This is a genomic window from Evansella vedderi (genome assembly GCF_030813435.1).
Lineage (GTDB): Bacteria > Bacillota > Bacilli > Bacillales > Salisediminibacteriaceae > Evansella > Evansella vedderi.
This window is the reverse complement of sequence record NZ_JAUSUG010000012.1, coordinates 152,798-175,560: the sequence shown is the minus strand read 5'-3', so window position 1 is coordinate 175,560 and position 22,763 is coordinate 152,798. Positions and strand designations below refer to the sequence as shown.

The window sequence follows — 22,763 nt, the reverse complement described above, 5'->3', positions numbered from 1 at the left end:
CGGTAGATGGAGCGCCGTATGCTGGGAAACTAGCACGTACGGTGTGGAGCAGGGGAAAAGCTGGAGATGGCTTCAAAGGCTTACCTATTGCTAACACCCGTTAGTGGAAGAAGCACGTGTTTCCAGACCAAAAAAGGTTCAGATAATTTCTGAACCTTTTTCCTTTGCTAGTTGTTATGCAATTCGATTACCAAAACCTATGTTAGTTTGCATACTATTTATCGTGTTAAATTGCATTTTCTCCCTCTGAACCGAACCCGGTATGGACATAACTAATGTGTTTATGGAAATACGAACAATGTACTACCTTAGCGAAGTATATTTCCGAAGCGTTTTTTATATGCACCAACTATAATCTATATTTCTTCGATTTCTTATTGATAAAAACACTTTTGTCTCAGCCTCTTTTTAACGATTTGATAGTTTAAGAACATAAGAGCCGAACCTTTTCATCACTAAGCCATGAATCCAACCTTGGCTTAAAAGATAAACAAACCATGGGAGTGCAGGTTTGAAGTGTATTAGTGCTGTGTAAAGAAATTTTTTATCGGGGGAGACCACGAACCAAAATCTACCTAATGGTTTTTCCGAACTAGACTCCTTATTTAGGAAGCCCCCTTGTATAACGAATTCACAAATGTCCTTCTCTTTTATACTATCGTTTTTCTTTAAAACTAGTAGTGGGGGAGGTGCTCCCACAACACGAAAGGGAAATACTGAACCATAATCCTTAATGGTTATAACTTTTTTTGTAAACGTGTGTAACCATCGAAAATAAATACTAGCCCATTTTTCAGCAGAATAGTCTTTTGAAATAGGAATCTTTTGTATGGATGTCACCGATTTTAATGATTTGCCAGCTTTAGTCAGGTCTTCTTTTTGTTCGGTCCAAAACTCTGTATCTAATGGGAAACTTCCCTCAAGTGGAATAATGGACTTGTTTTTATATAAGGATAGGGTTTTCCTGTAGGTTAACGCCCCTTTCCAAAATAACAGGAGTAACAGTTCCCATAAATGTTTTTCCTTCCCTTGATGCAGTTGATCGTTAGAATAAAGTGGGTAGAAGATAATAATATGATCATAGGACATAAATAAATTACTTATAGAGTCCCAGCTAAATGGGGAGGACTCACTATCTCCTCCAGATGGTCCCAAATTAAACGGAACAAATGGTATTGATCTTAAATGTTTTGGTAATTGCGCATAAACAGCATTTCTATCTTTACTGCTGACGATAACTATTTTCTTCACGAAACGAATTCCTTTACTGTTTTTTGCTTAATATACCATGAATAAAAAAACAGGAAAAGTAAAGATCTGTTACTGCGTTAGGAAAGTGCAAGCTATTATTGTATAATGAAAATAATAAAAGGAATCGTTACGTATGGTATCGAATATTAAGAGAGGACGACTGAGGAATTTTTTTCGGGGGTGATGAATAAACATGAAAACATTCAAGTTATGTTCGTTAGCAATATTATTCGATAGTGAACAAGATCATCAAGAGCAATATGATAAGGCAAAGGAAATTCCCCTCATTGATGGTCTAATCATAAACAAAGAAGAAGCGCATAAAAATTGGTTATTAGATGCCGTAGTGACAGAAGAATGGAAATCCTTTTTCGATGAGTACTTACAATCAAAGCGTCAATTCATGGCAGAAGTGACTATCACGAAAAAAACGAATGACCCTGCAACCTTGGTTTGTCAGGTCCAGGCAGTACAAAGCCTAAAGAAACATTTAAGTGTGCACATAGAGGGAATTCTTGTAGTGAAAAAGGATGACCTATCCGACATGCTGTTAAAAAATCTCCTCAGTGAAGGGTATACGGGGGATGAATTATTTCAAGAGTTTAAACGCAGAAAAAAGGATCGTGGCCAAGCCATTCAAGGTATCCTAACCAACGCCTACAACCAAGTAAAACAAAAGGGATATTATGATTCCGAATCTTCTTAATGAGTTTAAACGTCTTCTATTATGCAATAGGGGACGTTTTTTACTGTATAAATAAAGGATAGAACTTCCGAGAGGGGATCCATAATGAAAACAGAGAAAGAGAAAGTTACTATTGTAACCTATCAACCGAAGCTGGCGAAGGCTGTTGCAGACATGTGGAATAAAAGCCGTGAAGGCTGGGGAGGCCATTCAGAAGTTCGGACGGAAGAACAAGTACTATCCCAAGAGGAAAATTCCACGAATAGGAAGACGTACATTGCATTGGAAGGGGAAGAGGCAATCGGATATTGCGGGTTATCCCAGTACCGTGAGGATGTGGGCGCTCTGTACATACCTTTACTCAATGTGAGAACGGATTATCATGGGAAAAAAATAGGGAAAAAGCTTGTATTGACGGCTTTGGAAGAAACAATAAAGGAAGGGTGGCCTAGGTTGGATTTAAACACATGGCCAGGGAATACGAAGGCAGTTCCTTTATATAAAAAGTGTGGCTTCTTTTGGGAAAATCGAGATGATTCCGTTCATTTGATGAATTTTCTTCCAACAGTCTTAACCGCTCCGTTATTGGAGGATTTCTTTCAAATGGCAGATTGGTATCGTGATAGCGTCCGTGAAATTAAGGTGGAACCTGATGGGAGAAAACAAAATGATTTTGAGATTTATGAGTACTGTTGGAAAAAGGATGCTCGGTTTTTAAATGTAGCCATTGAGAAGACAAGTCGTGGGATTTGCGCTTTAGAAAACGAGGAATTTACACTTCGCATGGAACTGGATCAACATAAATTGGTATTTGGTAAATCCTATCCCGTTCGGTTCTTGGTTGAAAACCATACAAATAAAGCCATATCTATTTCTATCAAAGGGGAAGCTCACCGCAATATTCAATTTGATTTTGCTGCTTCTACTAGGGTGTCAGAAGCGAAGTGGATAGAGGGGAGCTTTTATATTGATCCAACCCATGATGAACAGGGTAGTAGAAAAACGCACCCTTCGGTAACAGCTGTTGTTACCGTTAATGGGAAGGCAATTACCTTAAAGACTGGTATTTTACCTATGGCACCAGTAAAATGCCGAGGGAAATTAGATGGTATGTTCAGCCCATTACATGTTAAACAAACGGCATATGTTGAGCTGGAAAATAACTGTCCTTCTCCAGTGAAAATGAAGTTTCAGCTTCCTGCCAAGGAAAATGTACGGTTTGAGCAGCTTCATTGGGAGGTGCCATTGAGTGAGAAGGAGAAATACACACTGTCTATTCCTTATATTCTTGAACAGAGCGCTTTTTTTGATGAGGAGCTTGAAATAGAGGTTCAGCTTGAAAATGGAGAGGTAATAACCTATCATCAACGGCTTAGTTTTCCATTTAACGCTATTGGGAGTAAAATTTACGGAGAATGCCACGAGTATTATCATTTATTCAGCGGGATGACCCACATTGCCTTGAAGAAGGAAAATAACGGCCTTTTATATGAACGGGGACGATTAAATAAAAGTGATTACTGGCTTTTTTACCCGAAGCTTGGGAAACCTTTCTCAGAAGAGTATTCCATCATGAAGCCGGATAATGTTTCCTTTTACGAGGATCGTAATAAGGTAGGCATGAAGCTAACGTATCCTTCCCATGACTTCCCCGGGGCAGTTCTCCATCGAATAATTGAGCTTTCAGGGGAAGGATTAATGAGTCAACATTATGTGATCGAAAATACGGGGAAAACCTCTTATGCCGATGTACATTTGAACTTTCAACTTTCCTTTCCCCTGGCAAATACGTACTTGCCATATGGGGAAGAGGTAGTGTTTAGTGAAGGCACGTATAATCATGAAGTAGGAGTTTGGGAGGAGAAAAAACTTTCGGAAGGCTGGCTGTTTTCAAATACCGACGGAAAAAATGCTGCTTTAGTTTGGAACAAGGAGATCCCTATTCACTTTTTACATTGGCACATCCAGTTTTTCGAGGAGAAATGGGAAACGTTGTCTCCAAATACATCCGTCCAGTCGGAGAAGGTTTGGTTTGGTCAAAATGTATTTTCTACAGTAGAAGAGGTTCGTGCCTTTTCATTAGGAGTTAATCAAACGGTAAAGCACTCGCCAGTAAGTACTTTAACCTTTGAATCGAAGGATGGCTCCTTTATTGGAGAAAAGGAAGGAATTGTTTCCTTTAAGTCTAATGTGACCCGTGGGGCGGAGGTGGATCTTGCCGTCACAGTGGATGATACACACGTGAAGTCCTTCATACAGGATCATTCCGAGGAAATCCCCGAGTGGGACGTTACCATTCCTTTGGAGGAAGGAAAAACAATTACAGAAGTAAAATTGCAAGGCTCCCTTTCTTCACAGGTTATTGATAAGAAGGCCCTTGTTTTTCAAACGACCGGTGAGAAGATAAAGGAGGAAGTGCTAGAGGTGGATGGCCACCAGTCCTTTGAGGTGAACAATGGTTTATTCACTTTTAAAGCGGCACCTAGTTTTTATCCGGGGATCTATTCCTTAGGGGATAAGGAAGCGGAGTGGTTGGATTCCTCCTTTCCAACGGCCAAACCCAAATCATGGTGGAATCCATGGGTTGGTGGAATGAACTACGGTTTGGAGAAATTGATTGAGAGGAAGATGATCGACCTTCCGTCAGAAGCACAATTTGTCAAGGTCACAGACCAATTTCAAAGGGAATGGACAGGAATTCAAATTACCACAACCGTTACGGACCATGAGACATACGGTGGCTTAGTGTACCATCAATATGCCGTCACGCAGCCTGGATTACCAGTGCTGGCTCTTTTCTCCTCTATTGACCAAGGGACCGGGTTCCATTTTTATGGAGTGGTGGAGCATATTATGTTTAATCTGTCTCCCGGAGAATCGTTAGGTGATTTGGGAGTATTGGTAGAAGGGAACGAAACGAATTATTACCGACACCATCAACACGAAACGAACCTATATCAATTAGAAGGCGGTATTTTTGAACGCAAAGGTGTCAAAAATAAATTACACTTCATTCCTAATAGACAAACAGTGGATATGGAAGTTTACATGAACCAAGACGTCATTTTATGCGCTACCGATGAATTACACCATACGAAAGCAGGAGACCTAGAAGTATCGGAACCACATCTCTTCGTATTATCAGAGAAAACCTATCCACTAGAAAAATTCAAGGAACTCCAATCCTTGCGATTTAATACTGGCAATTAAAATAATTATTAATTTTTTAACTAGGTCGATTGGACGGGAAGGCACGAGTATCCTGAACCGAAAATCAACAACAAAGTTTAACAGAGCCCCCATGGAAACGAAAATTGCCTCCATGGACAACGGAAATTTTAGTCTGCATTGGAATGAGCGAAGGTCCACGACACTCCTGCGGAAGAACGAGCAAGCCAAGACCACACAGGGCAAAGCCCGTGGGGGCTTGACAGGTCGTCCGCGGAAAGGGAGTGGACCGTAGCGAATGACAACCAGATTCGAAAAAAAAGAAAGGAAGGATAAGGGTGAAAATAATTGATGCCCACATTCATTTATCACATATAGATTCCTTTCACCATACAGCCAAAAACCTCTCCCATCTCGATTATTCTATTCGTGGGCTAAAAAAGGAAATGGAAGAAAACAATGTGGTACTTTGTATTGGTATGGGAGTAAGGGAAATTGAAGGGGGAGAAGGGTTTCCTGACTCCCAGCCTTCTACTCCTATGGGATTGGATATGCTGCAAAAACCGCAAAAGGATATTGTCTATTGTGCAGGAGTAAATCCCTACCGTTTAGGAAAACAAGAGCTTTCCAATTTGGAGAAGGCGCTGTTACAGCCTGATGTTGTGGGGATCAAGATATATTTAGGGTACTACCCTTATTATGCATACGATAAAGTGTATGAGCCCGTTTATGAGTTAGCGAAGGCGTACAAAGTACCGGTTGTGTTTCACACTGGTGATACTTACTCGGAGCGGGGGCTTCTGAAGTATGCCCACCCCCTGACCTTAGATGAGGTGGCCGTTCGCCACCGGGATGTAAAGTTTGTTATGGCCCATTTTGGTGATCCATGGATGCTTGACGGGGCAGAAGTCGTTTACAAAAATAGCAATATGTTTGCTGATTTATCAGGATTGATCGTTGGAGATGGCAAGGAAGTCAATAGGATTATGAATACGCCTCACTTTTTTAATCATATGAAGCATGCTATTGCCTTCTGTGATCATTACGATAAATTTATCTTTGGTACCGATTGGCCTTTAGTACAAATGGAGCCGTACATTAACTTTGTAAAAACGTATATGCCCCCCTCAAGCTGGGAGGACGTCTTTTACAACACGGCGTTGCGTGTCTTTCCAAAAATAAAAAGCCGGATAGCTGAGCTCTAATGGGAGCATAGCTATCTCTAATCCGCCTTTGCGCCAGTGAACAGCTTTGCTATTTGCTGGCTTACCTGGTTCTTTAAATGGGCATTTAAATACTTTGCTGTAAGTACATAGCCTCGAAAGAAGATTGTATACTCGGAGAATGTATCATCATGCTCATTTAATTGTACCTTTAAACCGAGCTTCTTCATATTTGCCTTAATGCTGTAAAGCTCTTTACTTAGGTGACCAAGGGTTTGCTCTAAAAGACGGATGTACGGGTCTTTCAGTTTCATTGGAGACTGGGCAATTTTAGACAAATCCTTTTCCAAAACCTTACGGGCCAACTCAAATAAGATGTATGACTCACTTAAACGCTCTTCTTCCACAGTGAGTTTGGCCATGGACGTCACTCCTTTTCAGTTTCCTTAAGGTGAGAATAAAATCGAACACTAGTTCTGTTTATTATATTACTCCTTTCCGGAAAATAGTCAAGAAAAAACAAAAAAATTCGGGGACCCGGTCCCCGAACTTTTTGTGAACATTCCCTTAGCTTCCTATTAGGCGTGGGAACATAATGTTATTTTCTAAGTGAACATGCTGGAACATATCCGATTCTAATTCCTCTAATCGTTTAAACGTCATTTTATAGGTTGTACAAGCACCGGGTGGTAATGTAAAATCAGAAGTGACTTCACGAATGCGTTTCAGAAGGGAGCCCGCTTCTTCGTGTTCCGCTTCCAGTTCATCAATACGGCTGATAGCAAGGTCACGGTCTAGCTGTCCTTCCCTTTCTTCGTATTGAAGAATGGCAGGGAAGACGACTTGCTCTTCCTTGATCATATGCTGCTCTAGCTCTATCTTTAAATCATGGTATAGACGATGGAGCTCAGCAAGTTCTGGATGGGCTTGACCATGAACTCGGAAAATTTTTGTTACATAAAAGCTAAGGTCAGGAAGTTCTTCCGCTAGATAGCCATGGTGGCGTTGCACGATATGGGAAATAAGGTCAGAATAAGGCGCTTGTGTCCAGTCTTGCTGATCTAAAGATTTCGATTCTAAGGATTGATTGTAAAGGGTTTGAAGACGCTCCAGGAATGTATCTTCATCAAGTCCCTTTTCATCAAGGGCCTCATGAATAGGGCGGTTTCCACCGCAGCAGAAGTCGATTTTATATTGCTTGAATAATTCGTCAGAACGTGGTACTTGTATGACAATATCCCGTACCTTCGTTTCACGAGTAAAAACTGAATTCATCATAATTCCTCCTTATGCTAAGTTATCTCTATCATAAGAGAAGAAGCGCAGCTTGTCGGTGATATGGCTCACAGCAGGAGGAATTGAAAAAAACAAAATGTATAGGAGTAGAGAAGAAATGAAAAGATGGATGATTTTTTTAATTATGTGCTTTAGTTTTATGATGCTAGTTGGTTGTGGAGAGGGAACAAACGAAGATGAGGCTCAAGGATCTACGGAAATTGAATTGGAGCCTGCTGAAGAAGAGGAAGCAGCTGAGGAAGAAGAAGCTGAAAGGGAGCCAACAGAACGGGAGATTGCTCCGGAAGAATATCCGCAGTTTAAGGATGAAGTCGCAGCAAATGAAGTAGAAGCAGTAATCCATACTAATATGGGGGAAATTCGCATCAAGCTTTTCCCAGAATATGCACCTTTGGCAGTAGAGAACTTTATTGGTTTAAGTGAAGAAGGCTATTATGATGACGTTATTTTTCACCGCGTCATAAATAACTTTATGATTCAAGGGGGAGACCCAACAGGTACGGGTACCGGTGGAGAAAGTTATTTTGGAGAGCCCTTTGAAGATGAGTTTACGACAGCATTAGCCCATTTTCGTGGAGCCCTTGCTATGGCGAACCCAGGACGTCCAGATTCTAATACAAGTCAGTTTTACATTGTTCAAGCAGACAATGCTCAATTGAGTATGGATTGGTTTCAAATGGCAGCAGAACATGAGATTACTTTCCCTGAAGAAACAATGGAAAGATATTTAGAGGTTGGTGGAACACCACACTTAGACTTTGGTCATACCGTATTTGGTCATGTTATTGAAGGCATGGATGTAGTAGACGCCATCGCCCAAGTGGAAACAGCAGCGGCTGATAAGCCAGTGGACGATGTGGTTATTGAGTCTATAGAAATTATCGAGTAATAAATAAAAATTCAAGCGCATATGTGCTTGAATTTTTATTTATTTAAGAACTAAATTACCTAAAAGTTAGGTTGGTGGCGATTAAAGAGAATGATCGCACCGTGGATAAGGGTAACGGATTATTCATTTCTATTCGGACCCTTTTTTGTGGGAACAATTTGGATCTTCCATCTTACCTATAAATTCGGCTTTTATGTATATATGCTTTCTAATATGATCTTAGATGGATTTTTCGCATTTGTCGTCCTACCTTTACTAGAAAAAATAAAGGTTGTTAAGCTAGAAAAAATATCAAGGTCTGGAATTTGCGGCTTAATGCTTTTCATAGCAATCCTTATATACCCTTATCAGAAGTGGCTAGAAAGTGAAGGGATCAGCTTTAAAAAATCTTCTCGGTAATTAATAAAATAGAGGGGCTCAACAGGTATTGTTGAGCCCCCTTTTTTCTTGATTTAGGAAATTATATTTTTCACTCTTGTAGAAAAGTTATTTATTATTAATCACGTATAGCTTCAGCGCCTTCTCGCTCGAGGTTAAATGATCTGCCCGATTAAAAGTAAAAAGCACTTTTTATCGGGGCAGATGCATTTGCTGGTCGCTCGTGGACAAGGCGCTTGCGCTTTTGTTCGTCTATCTTTTCTTTTTATCAATGGAAGATTTAACATCCACTTCTTCGGAAAATTCCGTTCCAAACTGCGGTCTTAGTGAATATGCCTCTGTGTTTTCCTGTTCCCTATTTGTAATTTTTGAAATATAGAAGGCGTGATACAATGCTTCTACAAAGGTAACAAATATGGCTGTAAAAAAGGCATTTATGGCATTTGTTGTTGGTGTGGTCGCCACAAACATGGCCATAAAGAGCCAAACAGCTGCTGTAAAAAAGGCAAAATCCATGATAGAAGCAACTAAATTTCCAAAGCGTGGATAAATAAACAGATCTCCAAGGAGGTAAGCTGGAATAGTCAGCACTAATGTCGTTGTGAGGATAACCGAAACCGGCACCTCAAATAACGTCAAGGTAGACAATAAAACAATCGCTACCATCCCAAACTTTATGGCAAAAGCCTTCAAGTGTTTCATATCTATGCTCCTTTTGGTTATAGTTATCTTTAGCATGTCACTTAGAAAAAAGAAATATGACTGTTTTTTTTTTAGCATAGGACCAGACTCAAGAATTAGAAAAAGCATTTATCAGCTTATGGACTGGATAAATGCTTAAAAGAAATTATGATTGTGGGGAAGGGTCTGCATTCTTTTCAAGGACATGGTTGGCAATATAAATATGGTAGATGTATTCAATCACACCGATCATGATGGCTGCAAAAATAGCAACGGCAAAAGACACTCCAATACCGTAAAAAAGTGGGCCGATGAGCCAAATAACGATAGCTGTTAAGCCCAAATCCGCAGCGGTAGCAACAATATTGTTAGAAAATCGCAAAATTCCAATATCCCCTAATACATAGCTTAACGCTACAATCACGACGGAAAGTCCAATGGTAGGTAAAAATGGGTAATTGTAAAATCCAGAGAGAACAATTAAAAGAATAAACGTAACAGCTGCTAATTTTATGCTTAATGCTGCAATATGTTTCACAAAATCACCTCCCTAAAGTACAAAATCCTCTAATCTTGTACCGTTAACATTCCCAGTTGGAATGTCTAACATTCCTTAAAAAGAGAGGGAAGATTTAGGGAGAACTAATTATATCATACACCTAGGAATAGATTTCCAATAAATTTCACTTTAATATTGTTGAATGGTACAAAAAAACAACGCTAGTATTGGAGCTAGCGTTGTTTATGATATTAATTTAAATCTGTAACTGCACCTTTAGAAGCACATGATACAAGTCTTGCATACTTATTGAGAATTCCTCTGGAGTATCGAAGTGGCGGTTGCTTCCAGTCCTTTAATCGGGCTGCCATTTCTTCCTCTGTAAGGTCAACGGTAATCTCTTGTGTTTCACTGTCGATGGTAATGAGGTCCCCGTTTTCAAGTAGGGCAATTGGTCCTCCTACTTGTGCTTCTGGACAGACGTGACCTACTACTAACCCGTGAGTTCCTCCAGAGAATCGACCATCGGTAATTAATGCGACACTTTCCCCTAATCCTTTCCCGACAATGATCGCCGTGATGGAAAGCATCTCTGACATTCCCGGTCCACCTTTTGGTCCTGCATAACGGATAACAACAACATCACCGGCTACAATTTCATTGTTTAACACAGCTTTCGTTGCCTCCGATTCAGAATCGAACACTTTGGCAGGACCAGTAATCTTCTTAATTTTAAGTCCGCACATTTTGGCAATTCCACCGTCTGGAGCTAGGTTACCACGTAACACGACCAGTGGCCCGTCGGAGCGGAAAGGATTGTCTAGTGGACGGATAATTTCTTGTCCTTCTTTTAATGGCTCCTGTTCTGCTAAGTTTTCTGCTAGTGTTTTACCCGTAACAGTTAAACAATCACCATGGAGTAATCCCGCTTCAAGTAAAACTTTCATGACGGCAGATACTCCTCCAACTCGATGAAGGTCACTCATAACAAAACGTCCACTTGGTTTTAAGTCAGCAATATGCGGCACCTTCTTACGGATTCTTTCAAAGTCATCTAAGGAAAGGTCCACATCTACCGAATGGGCGATTGCCAGGAGGTGAAGGAAAGCATTTGTAGATCCGCCAAGAGCCATAACAACGGTGATGGCATTTTCAAAGGCCTCTTTCGTCATAATGTCCTTCGGATAAATTCCTTTACGTAAAAGTTCTACTACTGCTTCTCCTGCTCGCTCGCAATCATCTAGCTTTTCGTCAGTTTCTGCTGGGTGGGAAGCACTACCTGGTAAACTCATTCCCATGGCTTCAATGGCAGAAGCCATCGTATTGGCCGTATACATTCCGCCGCAGGACCCAGCTCCTGGACAAGCATTACATTCAATATCCTTTAATCCATCGTGATCCACTTTTCCAGCATTGAATTGTCCCACTGCTTCAAAAACAGATACAATATCAATATCTTTTCCTTCTCTTGATTTTCCTGGGGCAATCGTTCCACCGTATACAAAAACGGCAGGGAGGTTTAAGCGTCCAATGGCAATCATACATCCAGGCATATTTTTGTCACATCCGCCAATGGCCACAACACCGTCAAGGCGTTCTGCCCCTACAACCGTTTCAATGGAATCGGCGATGACTTCACGACTCGGCAAAGAATAACGCATTCCTTCATGTCCCATAGAAATACCGTCGGAAACCGTAATGGTGTTAAAAATTAGGGGAGCCCCGCCACCATTTTTCGCTCCGTCCTTTGCCCTAATTGCCAGCTTGTCTATGTGTACATTACAAGGAGTTACCTCGCTCCACGTACTGGCTACACCAATCATTGGCTTCTTGAAATCCTCATCTGTAAATCCTACTGCCCGAAGCATAGCACGGTTCGGGGAACGATTTTCGCCTTCACTAATATCAATGCTGCGAATTCTTAAGTCTTTTTTATTTTCACTCATTATTTCGTCTCCTTTTAACAATAAGCTTTTTTTCTAATAATAATGATAATTCTATATTATGAAAATTTTTTTGTAAAGATATTTTATTAATTTAATAGAGTAAATTTTTTTTAAAAAGTGGAAACTTGATTGAATTCATTGAATTCCTTAAGATGAAAATAGTAAAAAAACAGGTGGGTGAAATTATGGAAGAGTGTAATGAATTACAATATTTACAACATAATAATTTTGAGACAGCAACCTTTGGAATGGGATGATTTTGGGGGCCAGATGCTCAGTTTGGGCATTTACCTGGAGTAATAAGAACTCGTGTTGGCTATGCCGGAGGAACGACAACGGATCCAACGTATCGTCAAATGGGAGATCACACAGAAACGATTCAAATTGATTTTTTACCAGAGACAATGTCTTATAGTGAGCTTTTAGAGATTTTTTGGAAAAACCACAATCCACGTATTGGCAGTTATAAAGGCAGGCAATATTTATCGCTCCTCTTATTCCATAACCATAAACAATTACAGGCTGCGTATGAAAGGAAAGACATGATAGAAAAAGAACGAGACATCACGATAGAAACAGAAGTTTCTCCTTACACTAATTTTACCTTAGCAGAAGAACGCCACCAAAAGTATTATTTAAAAAGGTATCCCCATGCAATGGAGAAACTAAAGGAACTTTATCCTGATGATCATTCATTTGTAAATTCAACTGTTATAGCTCGACTAAATGGTTTTGTAAAAGGTTACGGATCACTGTCAAAAATCAAGGAAGAAATAGGAAGTTGGGGCTTAAGTAAAGAAAGGAACACTAGACTAATGTCAACAATAGATAGCATCCGTTGGTAGTGGTCCAAAGGGGAGTGATAGGTATGGGGAGAAAGGTGAAATACGAGCTAGCTACATTCGCGGGAGGACATTTCTGGCATATGGTGGAACCTTTTGAAAGGAAGGGTGTATTGCAAGTTATGTCAGGATATACAGGCGGGCAGGAGGTCCCCCTCAACCATAAAGAGGCTTGCTCTGGTGAGACAAGTCATTATTTAGGGGTGCAAATCACTTTCGATCCTGAAGCTATCACCTATCATGAGTTGCTAGAAATATATTGGCGACAAATTGACCCTACAGATGGGGAAGGACAATTTACTGATCGGGGCAGTTGTTATAAAACAGCCATCTTTTATCATAACCATCAGCAAAAAAAGGATGCAATGGTAACGAAAAAAGCACTGGAGAAAATAGGGCCTTTTGAGCGTCCCTTAGTAACAGAAGTTCTACCTTTTATTTCCTTTTATCCTGCTAAGGAATTTCATCAGTATTTTTATAAGAAAAATGAGTTTCGCTATAAGCTTCACAGGCTTAGGTCCGGCCGAGATGATTTTTTGAAAAAGATGTGGGTGAATAAGGAGCTGGAGCAAAAATTAACACCTATACAGTATAGGGTAACACAGTTTGGTGTAACGGAAGCTCCATATGATAATGAGTATTGGAATAATAGGAGAGAAGGGATTTATGTAGATGTAGTTTCTGGAGAACCCCTATTTTCTTCTAAAGATCAATATGATGCTGGCTGTGGTTGGCCGAGCTTTACAAAGCCGATAAAGGCTAGTTATGTGAGAGAAGAAATGGATGTTTCTCATGATAAGTTGAGAACAGAGGTACGGAGCAGGAAGGCTGATTCCCATTTAGGACATGTATTTGAAGATGGACCGGTGGAAAAAGGCGGGTTAAGATATTGTATTAATTCAGCTGCTCTGAAGTTTATACCTATGGACCAGTTGGATAGAGAAGGGTATGGGAAATATTTACATTTGTTTAAAAGGTAAGATTCTAGTATTTTTCAAAGGGAAATTGATATAATGGCAGAGTCGTTTTAAGTTTAGATTAAGTTATGGATTTCTGATGCCCGATAAGGAGCAGAGCTGTGGTGGAAGGTCGCCATGAAGGGTTCATGAAGCCCGAAACAAAGAAAAGCAGCAACAAAAGGTCACCATAAGATTTTAAAAATAAATTATATTAAGGATTAATAAATAAGGGGTATTAACAACTATGAAACTCATATCTTGGAATGTTAATGGCATTCGTGCATGTGTGAAGAAAGGATTTTTAGATTTTTTTCAAGACATCAATGCAGATATTTTTTGCATTCAAGAAACGAAGCTGCAAGAAGGTCAAATTGAACTGGAATTAGAGGGATATCATCAATATTGGAATTACGCTGAAAGAAAAGGGTATTCTGGTACTGCTATTTTCTCAAAGGTAGAACCTCAATCCGTTCAATATGGTATTGATATGGAAGAGCATGATTCAGAAGGACGTGTTATTACTTTAGAGTTTGATAGGTTTTACTTGATTACTGTTTATACGCCAAACTCAAAAAGGGATTTATCGAGACTGGAGTATCGTCTAACGTGGGAAGATGATTTTAAAAACTATATTCATAAACTAGAGGAGAGTAAGCCTGTAGTTGTTTGTGGCGATTTGAATGTTGCCCACCAAGAGATCGACCTTAAGAACCATAAAACGAACGTAGGTAACTCTGGTTTTACAGATGAAGAGAGGGCTAAAATGAGCTCTTTACTAGAATCTGGTTATATCGATTCCTATCGACATCTTTATCCCAATCAAGAAGATGTGTACAGCTGGTGGTCTTATATGAACAAAGTTCGGGAAAGAAATATTGGCTGGAGAATTGATTATTTTCTTGTTTCTAAAAAAATGAAAGAAAGTATCCATGAAGCAGAAGTGCACGGACATATTTTAGGCAGTGACCATTGTCCTGTTGGATTAGAATTAAAGCTATAGTATATAGAAAGAAAAGCGAGACTGGGACATAACTAAAGTGTTTAGATGAAAATACGAACAATGTATTATCGTAGCGGAGGAAATATACGTAGACTCCTCGAAAATGTTAGCACATTTTCTTCGTGTGTGGGCAATCTCAAGGATGTGTAATCAGTGTCCTGCGGGAGCAAAGGCAAAGGTGAGACCACACGTGCGTAAGCACGAGGGGGCTCACCAGCCGCCCGCGGAAAGGGAAGTATATTTCCGAAGCGATTTATATGCTTCGTTCGGAATTCTCATTGACAAAACGCTTTTATCCCAGCCTCGTTTTTTTATGAAGAATTTGGAAAAGATGTTAAACTAGGATAGTGAATCTTAAATCAATCATTAATCGTAACTCAAAAATAAAACATTATGGAGGTTGAATATATGGCCGTGGATATGCTATACCAAATAATGGCTTTTTTCCCTAATTATTTTAACGTACTTCCGAAAGAAGTCTCCCTCTTCAAGCGTGTGAAGGGCGTAGCCCAACGGTAAGGGGGAGATGAATTTCGGTTGGGCGATAGCCCAATGACTTTTTCTTTTGTCTTTTTTCTCGTCGTGATATAATCAGTCTTATAAAGATTAAGGATTGATATAACCATGAAATTAGATAGTAATAACCATTCAGTATTCTTGATGTATTATCACCTTGTGTTGGTTGTAAAATATCGTAGAAAGGTCATTGATGACACAATTTCAAACTATGCAAAAGACAAGTTTGTGTCCTTGAGTGAAAAATACAATATTACATTAGTCGAGTGGAACCATGATATTGACCATGTACATATTCTTTTCAAAGCGCAACCTAACAGTGAATTATCAAAATTCATCAACGCATACAAAAGTGCGAGTTCAAGACTCGTCAAAAAAGAGTTTCCTCTCGTTCGTAAAAAGTTGTGGAAAGAAATGTTTTGGTCACGAAGTTTTTGCTTGTTGACCACAGGTGGTTCACCTATTGAAGTAGTGAAGCAGTATATTGAAAAGCAAGGGAAAAAGTGAGGTGATTTGATATGGCTAAACAAAATAAAGCGTATAAATTCAGGGTTTATCCAACAGATGAACAGGCTTTGATGATACGCAAAACTTTCGGGTGTGTTCGTTTTGTCTACAACAAAATGTTAGCAGAGCGAAAGGAAACATACGAAAACCTAAAAGATGAGAAAGAAGCGCTGAAAAATGTAAAACATCCTACTCCTGCTAAATATAAAAAGGAGTTTGTGTGGCTAAAAGAAGTGGACTCTTTAGCGTTGGCGAATGCGCAATTAAACTTAGATAAGGCTTATAAGGCCTTCTTCAAAGGAAATGCCAAGTTTCCAAAATTCAAAAGTAAACGACACAGACAAAGTTACACAACGAATGTAGTAAATGGAAACATTCAGTTGTTGGATGGTCATATCAAATTACCTAAACTTAAAACGGTTAAAATCAAACAGCATAGAGAAATCCCTTCGGAATACAAAATCAAATCTTGTACCTTATCTATGACTTCATCAGGAAAATACTATATTTCTATTCTCACAGAGTATGAGAAGGAAATTGAAAGCAAAGAAATTGAAAAAGTTGTTGGTTTAGATTTTGCGATGGATGGATTATTTGTAGATAGTGAGACAGGTAAGAAAGCCAATTACCCACGGTTCTATCGACAAATGCTTGATAAATTAGCAATCGAACAACGTAAACTTTCTCGTAAAAAGAAGGGTTCTTCGAATTGGAATAAACAGCGTATTCGAGTAGCTAAAATTCAAGAGAAAGTCGCAAATCAACGTAAGAACTTTCTTCACCATAAATCAAAGGAGTTAGTGTCTAACTTTGACGCTGTTGTGATTGAAGATTTAGACATGAAAGGTATGTCACAAGCTCTAAAGTTGGGCAAAAGTGTCTCCGATAATGGTTGGGGAATGTTCACTTCTTTCTTACAGTACAAACTAAAAGAACAAGGGAAACAACTTATCAAAATAGATAAATGGTTTCCATCTACAAAAACCTGTTCGAAATGTGGTTCAGTAAAAGAAATCAAATTATCAGAACGTACTTATCAATGTACTTGTGGACTAAACCTTGATAGAGATTATAATTCAGCACTCAATATCAAAAAAGAAGGCATTCGCTTATTAGTAACTGCCTAAAGGCAATAAAAACTCTTGGAACAAGAGGGTTAGCTTGGTCAATTTCGTCAGCTACCAAAAGTGGCGATTACCCAAGAAGCCCCCACTTCAAGCAACCCGCAAGGGTGGTAAGTGGTGGGAGTAGTTCACTAACACTACTTTTTTCTTCTATCATTGGCATCTGGTTATATAAAAAGTTCAAGAATAAATGGATAGGTTTAGCAGCAGCTTTTTTTGCTAACTCCCTTTTTTTATTTCTCTCCATAGAAATGGTTTATATGACAGGTGTACCTAGGGATATAAAGAAAATGGAATTAGTGGCACTTTTACCTTTGGTCGTGCCAATTTATACTTGTTTAAATTTTTATTTGTTAGAGTATGTAAGATTCAAAGAACTTATATCTAAATAATGTAATGAGCTTGAAGCAATTAAAGAACGAGATGGGACAAGAAAAGCTTCCAAATGCGTTACAACCCATGCCTTAGCAACGCGAAGATCACTCCCCGCCACGATCTCGCGTTATAGAAGAAGACGTAGGAAGTCCCATTGGCTTCCACTTCAATAACATCATAATCCATAAAAAAAGGTGACTTCCGGCGCATTACGCTCCTAAGTCACCCTTTTCATAATTAAAAATGATATTCAATGTCTTCTTCATATTTAGTTAATAATTGATCTTCAAAATTAGCAATTGCGGCAGCCACTTCCTCATCGGATTTTCCAGCAAAGCCAATTTCGTGATCTAAATGATTATTTACAATTAACCTCGTTCGTAAATAATCTTTCCAAACTGTCTCAATATATTCCATTGGTTCTAAGTTGTTTAACTCACTTTTTTCTGTGATAAAGGCAACGGCTTCCTCATCAAATTCATACAGTTGTAATGTTTGGTCCACTAAAACCATTAAATCATATTCGTCATAACTTGTACCAGCAGCATCTGCTTCTACTAAAACAATTTCATGAAATAGAACACTTTTAGCGACCTCGTGAATATCTTGATCCGGATAAAGAGAAGCGTTTTGAACATCAAACTCCGTAATTGTTTTATCTTGGAATGTTATTAGGACATCACTATCATTACCTGCTTCACTCATATTCTCGTCATTGCAAGCAGCTACTAAAAGTAAAAATATAATAAGAAAAGCAGTAGCTAACATTTTTTTCATATGGGGAATCCTCCAATACTTTAGTAGATATAACATTTCTATTGTAGCATAACTTCTAGTAAGGATAAATGAAAGGTAGGCTACTAGTTAAATAAGCCATCAAAATAATTGGTTGAGAAATTGTAACATATGGTGGATCCTAAACGTCTTATAAATTACAATCTAATCTTCTTTTAGAACATCTCCTTCACTTCAATTACAAAAAGGGGGTAACTTCGTGACTTTTAAGAAAAGCCTTTCCGTTGTTGTTGCTATATTATTTTTCCTTATCTTATATTTATGGTATTGGGGGCTAAATCCAGCAAGCGAACTAAAAACCAGTAATATTACGGAAGTGGGAGTCTATTCGTTAATGTTTCCTTCAAAAACTTTGTGGGATATAGGTTTTAATCCAGGAGATTGTATTGCACCAGAGGGAGATTTTTCTCCTGAACAAAATTGTATTTTTATAGGAAAAGCGAACGATCAAATTGCAGAAGCTCTACACTCTAATGGGCGCTCTTACTACTTCCTTGGAGAGCCAGAATGGGATCATGCCCTATATACGTTAGTCATCCATTTAGAGGATGGGTCGGGCTTTAGTCTCATTATTGGGGATCTTCATGAAATGGAAAAGGGGAAATTTACCGGAAAAAAATATACGAATGATCAAATTTATAAAGAGGATAAAATGAGGTTTATTTATCATAATCCTCAATTGGGAAAGGCGTTAAAGGAATTGATGTCAAATGAATAATCGTTGTTCCTCCATTTGGAAATAAAATCTAATCAAAGAAAAGGCCCTTCCGGATACTTTAAGTATATATAAATTAACATCTACAAACATTTTTAACAGATGTTACTGGAGGGCAAAATAGAAATGAACAATAAACTAACTGCATCGGAAAAGGGTTATTTATGGACTACTTTCATGGTTGATAGTATGGCGGTTTGCTGCCTAAAATATTTTTTGGATAAGTGTGAAGACAATGAAATCAAGGACATAATTACATTTGCACTTGAATTATCTATTCAACATATGGACTCAGTGAAAGAAATTTTTACGAAAGAAAATCATCCAATACCAATTGGTTTTACGGCCGTTAACTTCCTTAGAAATATCTAATATGTTCTTTAATCTACAGACTATTGAAGTGGTTAAGACGTTGTTGATTGTTTTTTCACTAAGTGGCAAAGTCAAAAGAAGTCCAAAATTACCTTACTCGTGGGAAAGAAATAAGCTTAAAAATGTCTCAACAGTTTCGTAAGATTCTCGACGAATATGATTTGTCCAACGCTACACACCATGGTATACGTTAGTGACAGATACGAAAGTGTCTCCCTTTTCAGGTAAACTTCTTATGTTTCATGGGGGATTGTTGACTGGAGTAGGGATAGAGCAATACGGATTTAGTCTTGCTACTGCCATGAGAAGGGATATAGGTGCGAAGTACAGTCAGTTAATCACCGAAATGCTAGGCTACTCCGATGATGGGGTAAACTTAATGATAAAAAATAATTGGCTGGAGCAGCCACCAATGATAGAAATAATAAGATAAATGCCTTTTGACTATTAAAATGAGTAAACGTATTCATCAATTCCATAAAATAAAATTGGTACAATATGTTTAAAAAAGATTCTGCTGGGTACTATAAATATGCAAGCTTAATTTGAAGGACAAGCTTAATACAATTATTTGCAACATTCAAGGAGGAACAGAAGTGGAACAAGGTAAAGTAAAATGGTTTAACAGTGAGAAAGGCTTTGGATTTATTGAACGTGATGGTGGAGACGATGTGTTTGTTCACTTTTCAGCAATTGAAGGTGAAGGATATAAATCTCTAGACGAAGGTCAAGAAGTTACCTTTGACATTGAAGATGGCCAAAGAGGCCCTCAAGCTACTAACGTACGTAAAGTATAATCCAATATAAAACGCCACAACAGACCTATCATGTGAGAACTATTCACATGATAGGTCTGTTTTTATTATGCAAGGCTCTGTTAAGGATAATGTTGATTTTTTAGACTTTTGATTTGAGGGGAAGATCCGAGACTGTCTCTTCCTCTGCAAGCTTAGCTTTGTAGTGTATCCGTCGAGACAAATCGACGTTATTTCGAAGAAGCAATGTCCACGGAATCAGATAAATAGCCTTATGCAAAGAGAGGAACATAAAATATGTATTATCTTATAAAGAAGGTATAAGGATCCTAGCTGGAGAATAGTTCAATATGGATATAAAAGGTATTTTTTTGTAATCTTTCAAAAGAAGTACGTTATGGACGAAAGGAATGAGGAGAAATTGCTATGAACGATTCAATAGGAGTAAAGTTTGTTTATACCGTTTTTTTCACAGGTCTATTTTTATTTGCTGGTTTCGTTGCTATTATTTATGCTTCCTTTACTAGTGCTAATCGTTTTTTAATCCCTATTATTATCATTACTGCTCTAGGCTGTATTCTCTTTTTTATACTTGCAGTATTTAATATCCTGAGCAAGAAACCCCTTCGAATAAGCAGCATAAGTTTTTTCAGCATATGTATTTTAAGCTTTCTGAGTATATGGATGTATGAATCCTATCAAGAAAGCCTCGTTATGGTTGAGGAAGGGGAGGTTAATTTATACGAATATCAGCCGTTTCGTGAAGGGACAAAAGCGGTGTCTCTCGAAGAAGAATCCACATTAAAAATAGAAAATGATCTTCCAATCTTAGATGGTGCAACGGCACTTTATCCAGTTTATTCTGCCTTTGCTAGAGCTGTATATCCAGAAAAGGATTACGACCCTTATTGGGAAGGCTCTAGTGAAGTTCTCGCCACTAAAACTAACCAAGCCTACACAAATTTAATTAATGGCAGAGTCGATATTATTTTTGCAGCGGGGCCTTCAAACCGACAGCTCCAAATGGCGGAAGCGAGGGGAGTGGAGCTGGAATTAACACCAATTGGCCGTGAAGCATTTGTGTTTTTTGTCAATGCTAGAAACCCGGTAGAGGGGCTGACCATCGAACAAATTCAAGGGATCTATTCTGGAGAGATTACAAATTGGAGTGAGGTCGGTGGAAATAATGAAGCAATCAGGGCCTTCCAACGACCAGACGACAGCGGGAGTCAAACAGCATTGGAAAACTTAATGGGAGATATTCCTTTAATGGAAGCACCTACTGAGGATGTTGTGGGAGGAATGGGAGGTATTATTAATCAAACATCTAACTATCGTAATCATAGAAATGCCATTGGTTATTCCTTCCGCTATTACTCCACAGAAATGGTTCAAAATGGAGAAATTAAACATCTAGAGGTGGAAGGCGTTTTCCCAGATAAGGAATCCATTCGCAACGGTCAATATCCTATTGCAGCAGAATTCTATGTCATAACAGCAGGAACAGAGAACCCCCATGTAGAGGAATTAATCGAATGGATCCTATCAGACCAAGGTCAATATATTATAGAAAAAACAGGTTACGTTCCTATAAATTAAAAATTATAGGTAGACCTCCAATAGGAATTTTGCACCATGGAGAATGAAAATTTTAGTCTGCATTGGAATGAGCGAAGGTCCACGACACTCCTGCGGAAGAACGAGCAAGCCAAGACCACACAGGGCAAAGCACGTGGGGGCTTGACAGGTCGTCCGCGGAAAGGGAGTGGACCGTAGTGGATGACAACCAGATTCGAATTCTCAGAGTAGACCTCCATGCAAGTTAAAATTTGCACCATGGAATATGAAAAGTGCCGGCAATGGCTCCGCTCGCCGCGCGGTTGCTCCTGCGGTTACTCGTCGCAAAAAAGATAGCTATGAAAACCCACTCCTAGCTACCTTTGTAAAGATTGCGGCCAAGGATAAGTAAGTGTAATAGAAGACGTAAGAATGAACCTCTGCCTAACTCATGCATACACTAGATGGGAAAGGAGGAGGTTTTTTGTTTTCTTTATACCCCCCTAATTTTAATGTTTACAGTAATCGTCCATACATTATTATCCGACCTAAACCTAATACATTTTCATATATTCATGTTTTTTTAGATGAGCTAAAACTGAAAACATTTGGTACGGATGATGATATTTATTTACGTAAGGATAAGCTTCCAAAAGGAGCACATATCCTACGTTTAATTGGTGAGAACAAGATTACCCAATATGAGGAAGAAACCTTTTACTCTATTGACGTGGCTAGGGAGAAGTTAGTGAGGGAGCCCCAAAAACATGATTATAAGACTGGAGATATTATTGTTGCAAGTGACAATAAAAAAGGAATCCCTGACGGTTACATGGGTCATTCTGCACTAATTATCGATGAAAAATATATGTTAGAATCGGACTATAGCGCCGATAGCATTGCCATAAATTCCATCAATAGCTTTTTTAAGGATCATGAGTGGTATGCCCTTTACCGTCCGCTTGATGAAAAAATGGGACAACAGGCGGTGGAGTGGGGGTTATCTTATTACGAAAAATATCAAGAAAATTTGAAAAAAGGCATTAATCGTCCGGTATTTTCTTTTATTCCCTCCAGTATGAAAGACCTGTGGAACGCCATCTATTGTTCAAAACTTATTTGGGTTTGCTATTATTACGGTGCAAATTACAAATTCGAACATGATGGTTTATGGTTTTCCCCACAAAATTTAGATGAGCAGCTAAAGAAAGATAAGAACTTTACACTTATTTATGAACATCCAGATCATTCCTTTAAAATTAAATTTTGATAAGTGTTAGGCTGCACCTG

23 protein-coding genes and 1 pseudogene are annotated in these 22,763 nt (G+C 38.8%); 16 read left to right on the top strand and 8 right to left on the bottom strand.

All coding sequences use genetic code 11. The features are described 5' to 3' along the window. Nucleotides 1–408 precede the first annotated feature (408 nt). Nucleotides 409–1,251, bottom strand: a complete 843-nt coding sequence (locus J2S74_RS15645) for a hypothetical protein (protein ID WP_307327011.1) — start codon at nt 1,249–1,251, stop codon at nt 409–411. Nucleotides 1,252–1,444: 193 nt separating this feature from the next. On the opposite strand from J2S74_RS15645, the gene J2S74_RS15640 reads away from it, so the two are divergent. The 3 genes from J2S74_RS15640 to J2S74_RS15630 all read left to right on the top strand — a co-directional run bounded on the left by J2S74_RS15640 (nt 1,445) and on the right by J2S74_RS15630 (nt 6,309). Further along, nucleotides 1,445–1,957 (top strand): YwpF-like family protein, encoded by a 513-nt coding sequence (locus J2S74_RS15640; protein ID WP_307327009.1) that lies wholly within the window; start codon nt 1,445–1,447, stop codon nt 1,955–1,957. An 84-nt stretch (nt 1,958–2,041) separates the two neighbouring features. Next, the gene (locus J2S74_RS15635) at nt 2,042–5,146 is read left to right on the top strand and encodes a GNAT family N-acetyltransferase (protein ID WP_307327007.1); all 3,105 of its coding nucleotides are present in this window, start codon (nt 2,042–2,044) and stop codon (nt 5,144–5,146) included. Between the two features lie 296 nt (nt 5,147–5,442). Continuing rightward, nucleotides 5,443–6,309 carry an amidohydrolase family protein gene (locus J2S74_RS15630; protein WP_307327005.1) on the top strand — a complete coding sequence of 289 codons (867 nt, stop codon included), beginning with the start codon at nt 5,443–5,445 and terminating at the stop codon, nt 6,307–6,309. A 17-nt stretch (nt 6,310–6,326) separates the two neighbouring features. Here the strand turns inward: J2S74_RS15630 and J2S74_RS15625 are convergent, their stop codons facing one another. Further along, nucleotides 6,327–6,689, bottom strand: a complete 363-nt coding sequence (locus tag J2S74_RS15625) for a YhjD family protein (protein WP_307327003.1) — start codon at nt 6,687–6,689, stop codon at nt 6,327–6,329. A gap of 145 nt (nt 6,690–6,834) precedes the next feature. Continuing rightward, nucleotides 6,835–7,542, bottom strand: a complete 708-nt coding sequence (gene ric, locus J2S74_RS15620) for an iron-sulfur cluster repair di-iron protein (RefSeq protein WP_307327001.1) — start codon at nt 7,540–7,542, stop codon at nt 6,835–6,837. A 118-nt stretch (nt 7,543–7,660) separates the two neighbouring features. Here ric and J2S74_RS15615 point away from each other — a divergent pair, with 118 nt between their 5' ends. Further along, on the top strand, nt 7,661–8,452 hold the full coding sequence (locus J2S74_RS15615) for a peptidylprolyl isomerase (RefSeq protein WP_307326999.1): 792 nt from the start codon (nt 7,661–7,663) through the stop codon (nt 8,450–8,452). 147 nt (nt 8,453–8,599) lie between these two features. Next, the gene (locus J2S74_RS15610; protein ID WP_307326997.1) at nt 8,600–8,851 is read left to right on the top strand and encodes a hypothetical protein; all 252 of its coding nucleotides are present in this window, start codon (nt 8,600–8,602) and stop codon (nt 8,849–8,851) included. Nucleotides 8,852–9,082: 231 nt separating this feature from the next. On the opposite strand, the gene J2S74_RS15605 is transcribed toward J2S74_RS15610, so the two are convergent. The 3 genes from J2S74_RS15605 to ilvD all read right to left on the bottom strand — a co-directional run bounded on the left by J2S74_RS15605 (nt 9,083) and on the right by ilvD (nt 11,956). Beyond that, nucleotides 9,083–9,532 carry a YndM family protein gene (locus tag J2S74_RS15605; protein ID WP_307326995.1) on the bottom strand — a complete coding sequence of 150 codons (450 nt, stop codon included), beginning with the start codon at nt 9,530–9,532 and terminating at the stop codon, nt 9,083–9,085. A 145-nt stretch (nt 9,533–9,677) separates the two neighbouring features. Continuing rightward, complete coding sequence (locus J2S74_RS15600; protein ID WP_307326993.1) at nt 9,678–10,049, bottom strand: DUF2512 family protein; 372 nt, start codon at nt 10,047–10,049, stop codon at nt 9,678–9,680. A gap of 212 nt (nt 10,050–10,261) precedes the next feature. After that, nucleotides 10,262–11,956, bottom strand: coding sequence for a dihydroxy-acid dehydratase (gene ilvD / locus J2S74_RS15595; RefSeq protein ID WP_307326992.1), 1,695 nt, complete (start codon nt 11,954–11,956; stop codon nt 10,262–10,264). 269 nt (nt 11,957–12,225) lie between these two features. Between ilvD and J2S74_RS15590 the strand changes: the two are divergent. The 5 genes and pseudogenes from J2S74_RS15590 to J2S74_RS15570 form a co-directional block, all read left to right on the top strand. Next, a pseudogene (locus J2S74_RS15590) lies at nt 12,226–12,801 on the top strand (peptide-methionine (S)-S-oxide reductase MsrA); the annotation flags it as partial. A gap of 23 nt (nt 12,802–12,824) precedes the next feature. After that, the gene (gene msrB, locus J2S74_RS15585; RefSeq protein WP_307326990.1) at nt 12,825–13,778 is read left to right on the top strand and encodes a peptide-methionine (R)-S-oxide reductase MsrB; all 954 of its coding nucleotides are present in this window, start codon (nt 12,825–12,827) and stop codon (nt 13,776–13,778) included. Between the two features lie 223 nt (nt 13,779–14,001). Then, nucleotides 14,002–14,757, top strand: coding sequence for an exodeoxyribonuclease III (locus J2S74_RS15580; RefSeq protein ID WP_307326988.1), 756 nt, complete (start codon nt 14,002–14,004; stop codon nt 14,755–14,757). Nucleotides 14,758–15,381: 624 nt separating this feature from the next. Continuing rightward, nucleotides 15,382–15,780, top strand: coding sequence for an IS200/IS605 family transposase (gene tnpA, locus J2S74_RS15575; protein WP_307326986.1), 399 nt, complete (start codon nt 15,382–15,384; stop codon nt 15,778–15,780). 11 nt (nt 15,781–15,791) lie between these two features. Then, on the top strand, nt 15,792–16,907 hold the full coding sequence (locus J2S74_RS15570) for an RNA-guided endonuclease TnpB family protein (protein ID WP_307326984.1): 1,116 nt from the start codon (nt 15,792–15,794) through the stop codon (nt 16,905–16,907). Nucleotides 16,908–16,974: 67 nt separating this feature from the next. Here J2S74_RS15570 and J2S74_RS15565 read toward each other — a convergent pair whose 3' ends face one another. After that, nucleotides 16,975–17,151 carry a hypothetical protein gene (locus J2S74_RS15565; RefSeq protein WP_307326983.1) on the bottom strand — a complete coding sequence of 59 codons (177 nt, stop codon included), beginning with the start codon at nt 17,149–17,151 and terminating at the stop codon, nt 16,975–16,977. Between the two features lie 365 nt (nt 17,152–17,516). Beyond that, nucleotides 17,517–18,056 carry a hypothetical protein gene (locus J2S74_RS15560; RefSeq protein WP_307326981.1) on the bottom strand — a complete coding sequence of 180 codons (540 nt, stop codon included), beginning with the start codon at nt 18,054–18,056 and terminating at the stop codon, nt 17,517–17,519. 217 nt (nt 18,057–18,273) lie between these two features. Here J2S74_RS15560 and J2S74_RS15555 point away from each other — a divergent pair, with 217 nt between their 5' ends. The 6 genes from J2S74_RS15555 to J2S74_RS15530 all read left to right on the top strand — a co-directional run bounded on the left by J2S74_RS15555 (nt 18,274) and on the right by J2S74_RS15530 (nt 22,743). Next, complete coding sequence (locus tag J2S74_RS15555) at nt 18,274–18,792, top strand: hypothetical protein (RefSeq protein ID WP_307326979.1); 519 nt, start codon at nt 18,274–18,276, stop codon at nt 18,790–18,792. 123 nt (nt 18,793–18,915) lie between these two features. Further along, nucleotides 18,916–19,161 carry a DUF3231 family protein gene (locus J2S74_RS15550; protein ID WP_307326977.1) on the top strand — a complete coding sequence of 82 codons (246 nt, stop codon included), beginning with the start codon at nt 18,916–18,918 and terminating at the stop codon, nt 19,159–19,161. Between the two features lie 193 nt (nt 19,162–19,354). After that, a complete protein-coding gene (locus J2S74_RS15545) occupies nt 19,355–19,594 on the top strand; it encodes a DUF3231 family protein (protein WP_307326975.1) in 240 nt (79 codons plus the stop codon). A gap of 163 nt (nt 19,595–19,757) precedes the next feature. Further along, nucleotides 19,758–19,958: a cold-shock protein gene (locus tag J2S74_RS15540; RefSeq protein WP_307326974.1), complete on the top strand. Its 201-nt coding sequence runs from the start codon at nt 19,758–19,760 to the stop codon at nt 19,956–19,958. A gap of 384 nt (nt 19,959–20,342) precedes the next feature. Further along, nucleotides 20,343–21,515, top strand: coding sequence for a PstS family phosphate ABC transporter substrate-binding protein (locus tag J2S74_RS15535; protein WP_307326972.1), 1,173 nt, complete (start codon nt 20,343–20,345; stop codon nt 21,513–21,515). A 442-nt stretch (nt 21,516–21,957) separates the two neighbouring features. Further along, nucleotides 21,958–22,743, top strand: a complete 786-nt coding sequence (locus tag J2S74_RS15530; protein ID WP_307326970.1) for a peptidoglycan amidohydrolase family protein — start codon at nt 21,958–21,960, stop codon at nt 22,741–22,743. The last annotated feature ends 20 nt before the right edge of the window (nt 22,744–22,763 follow it).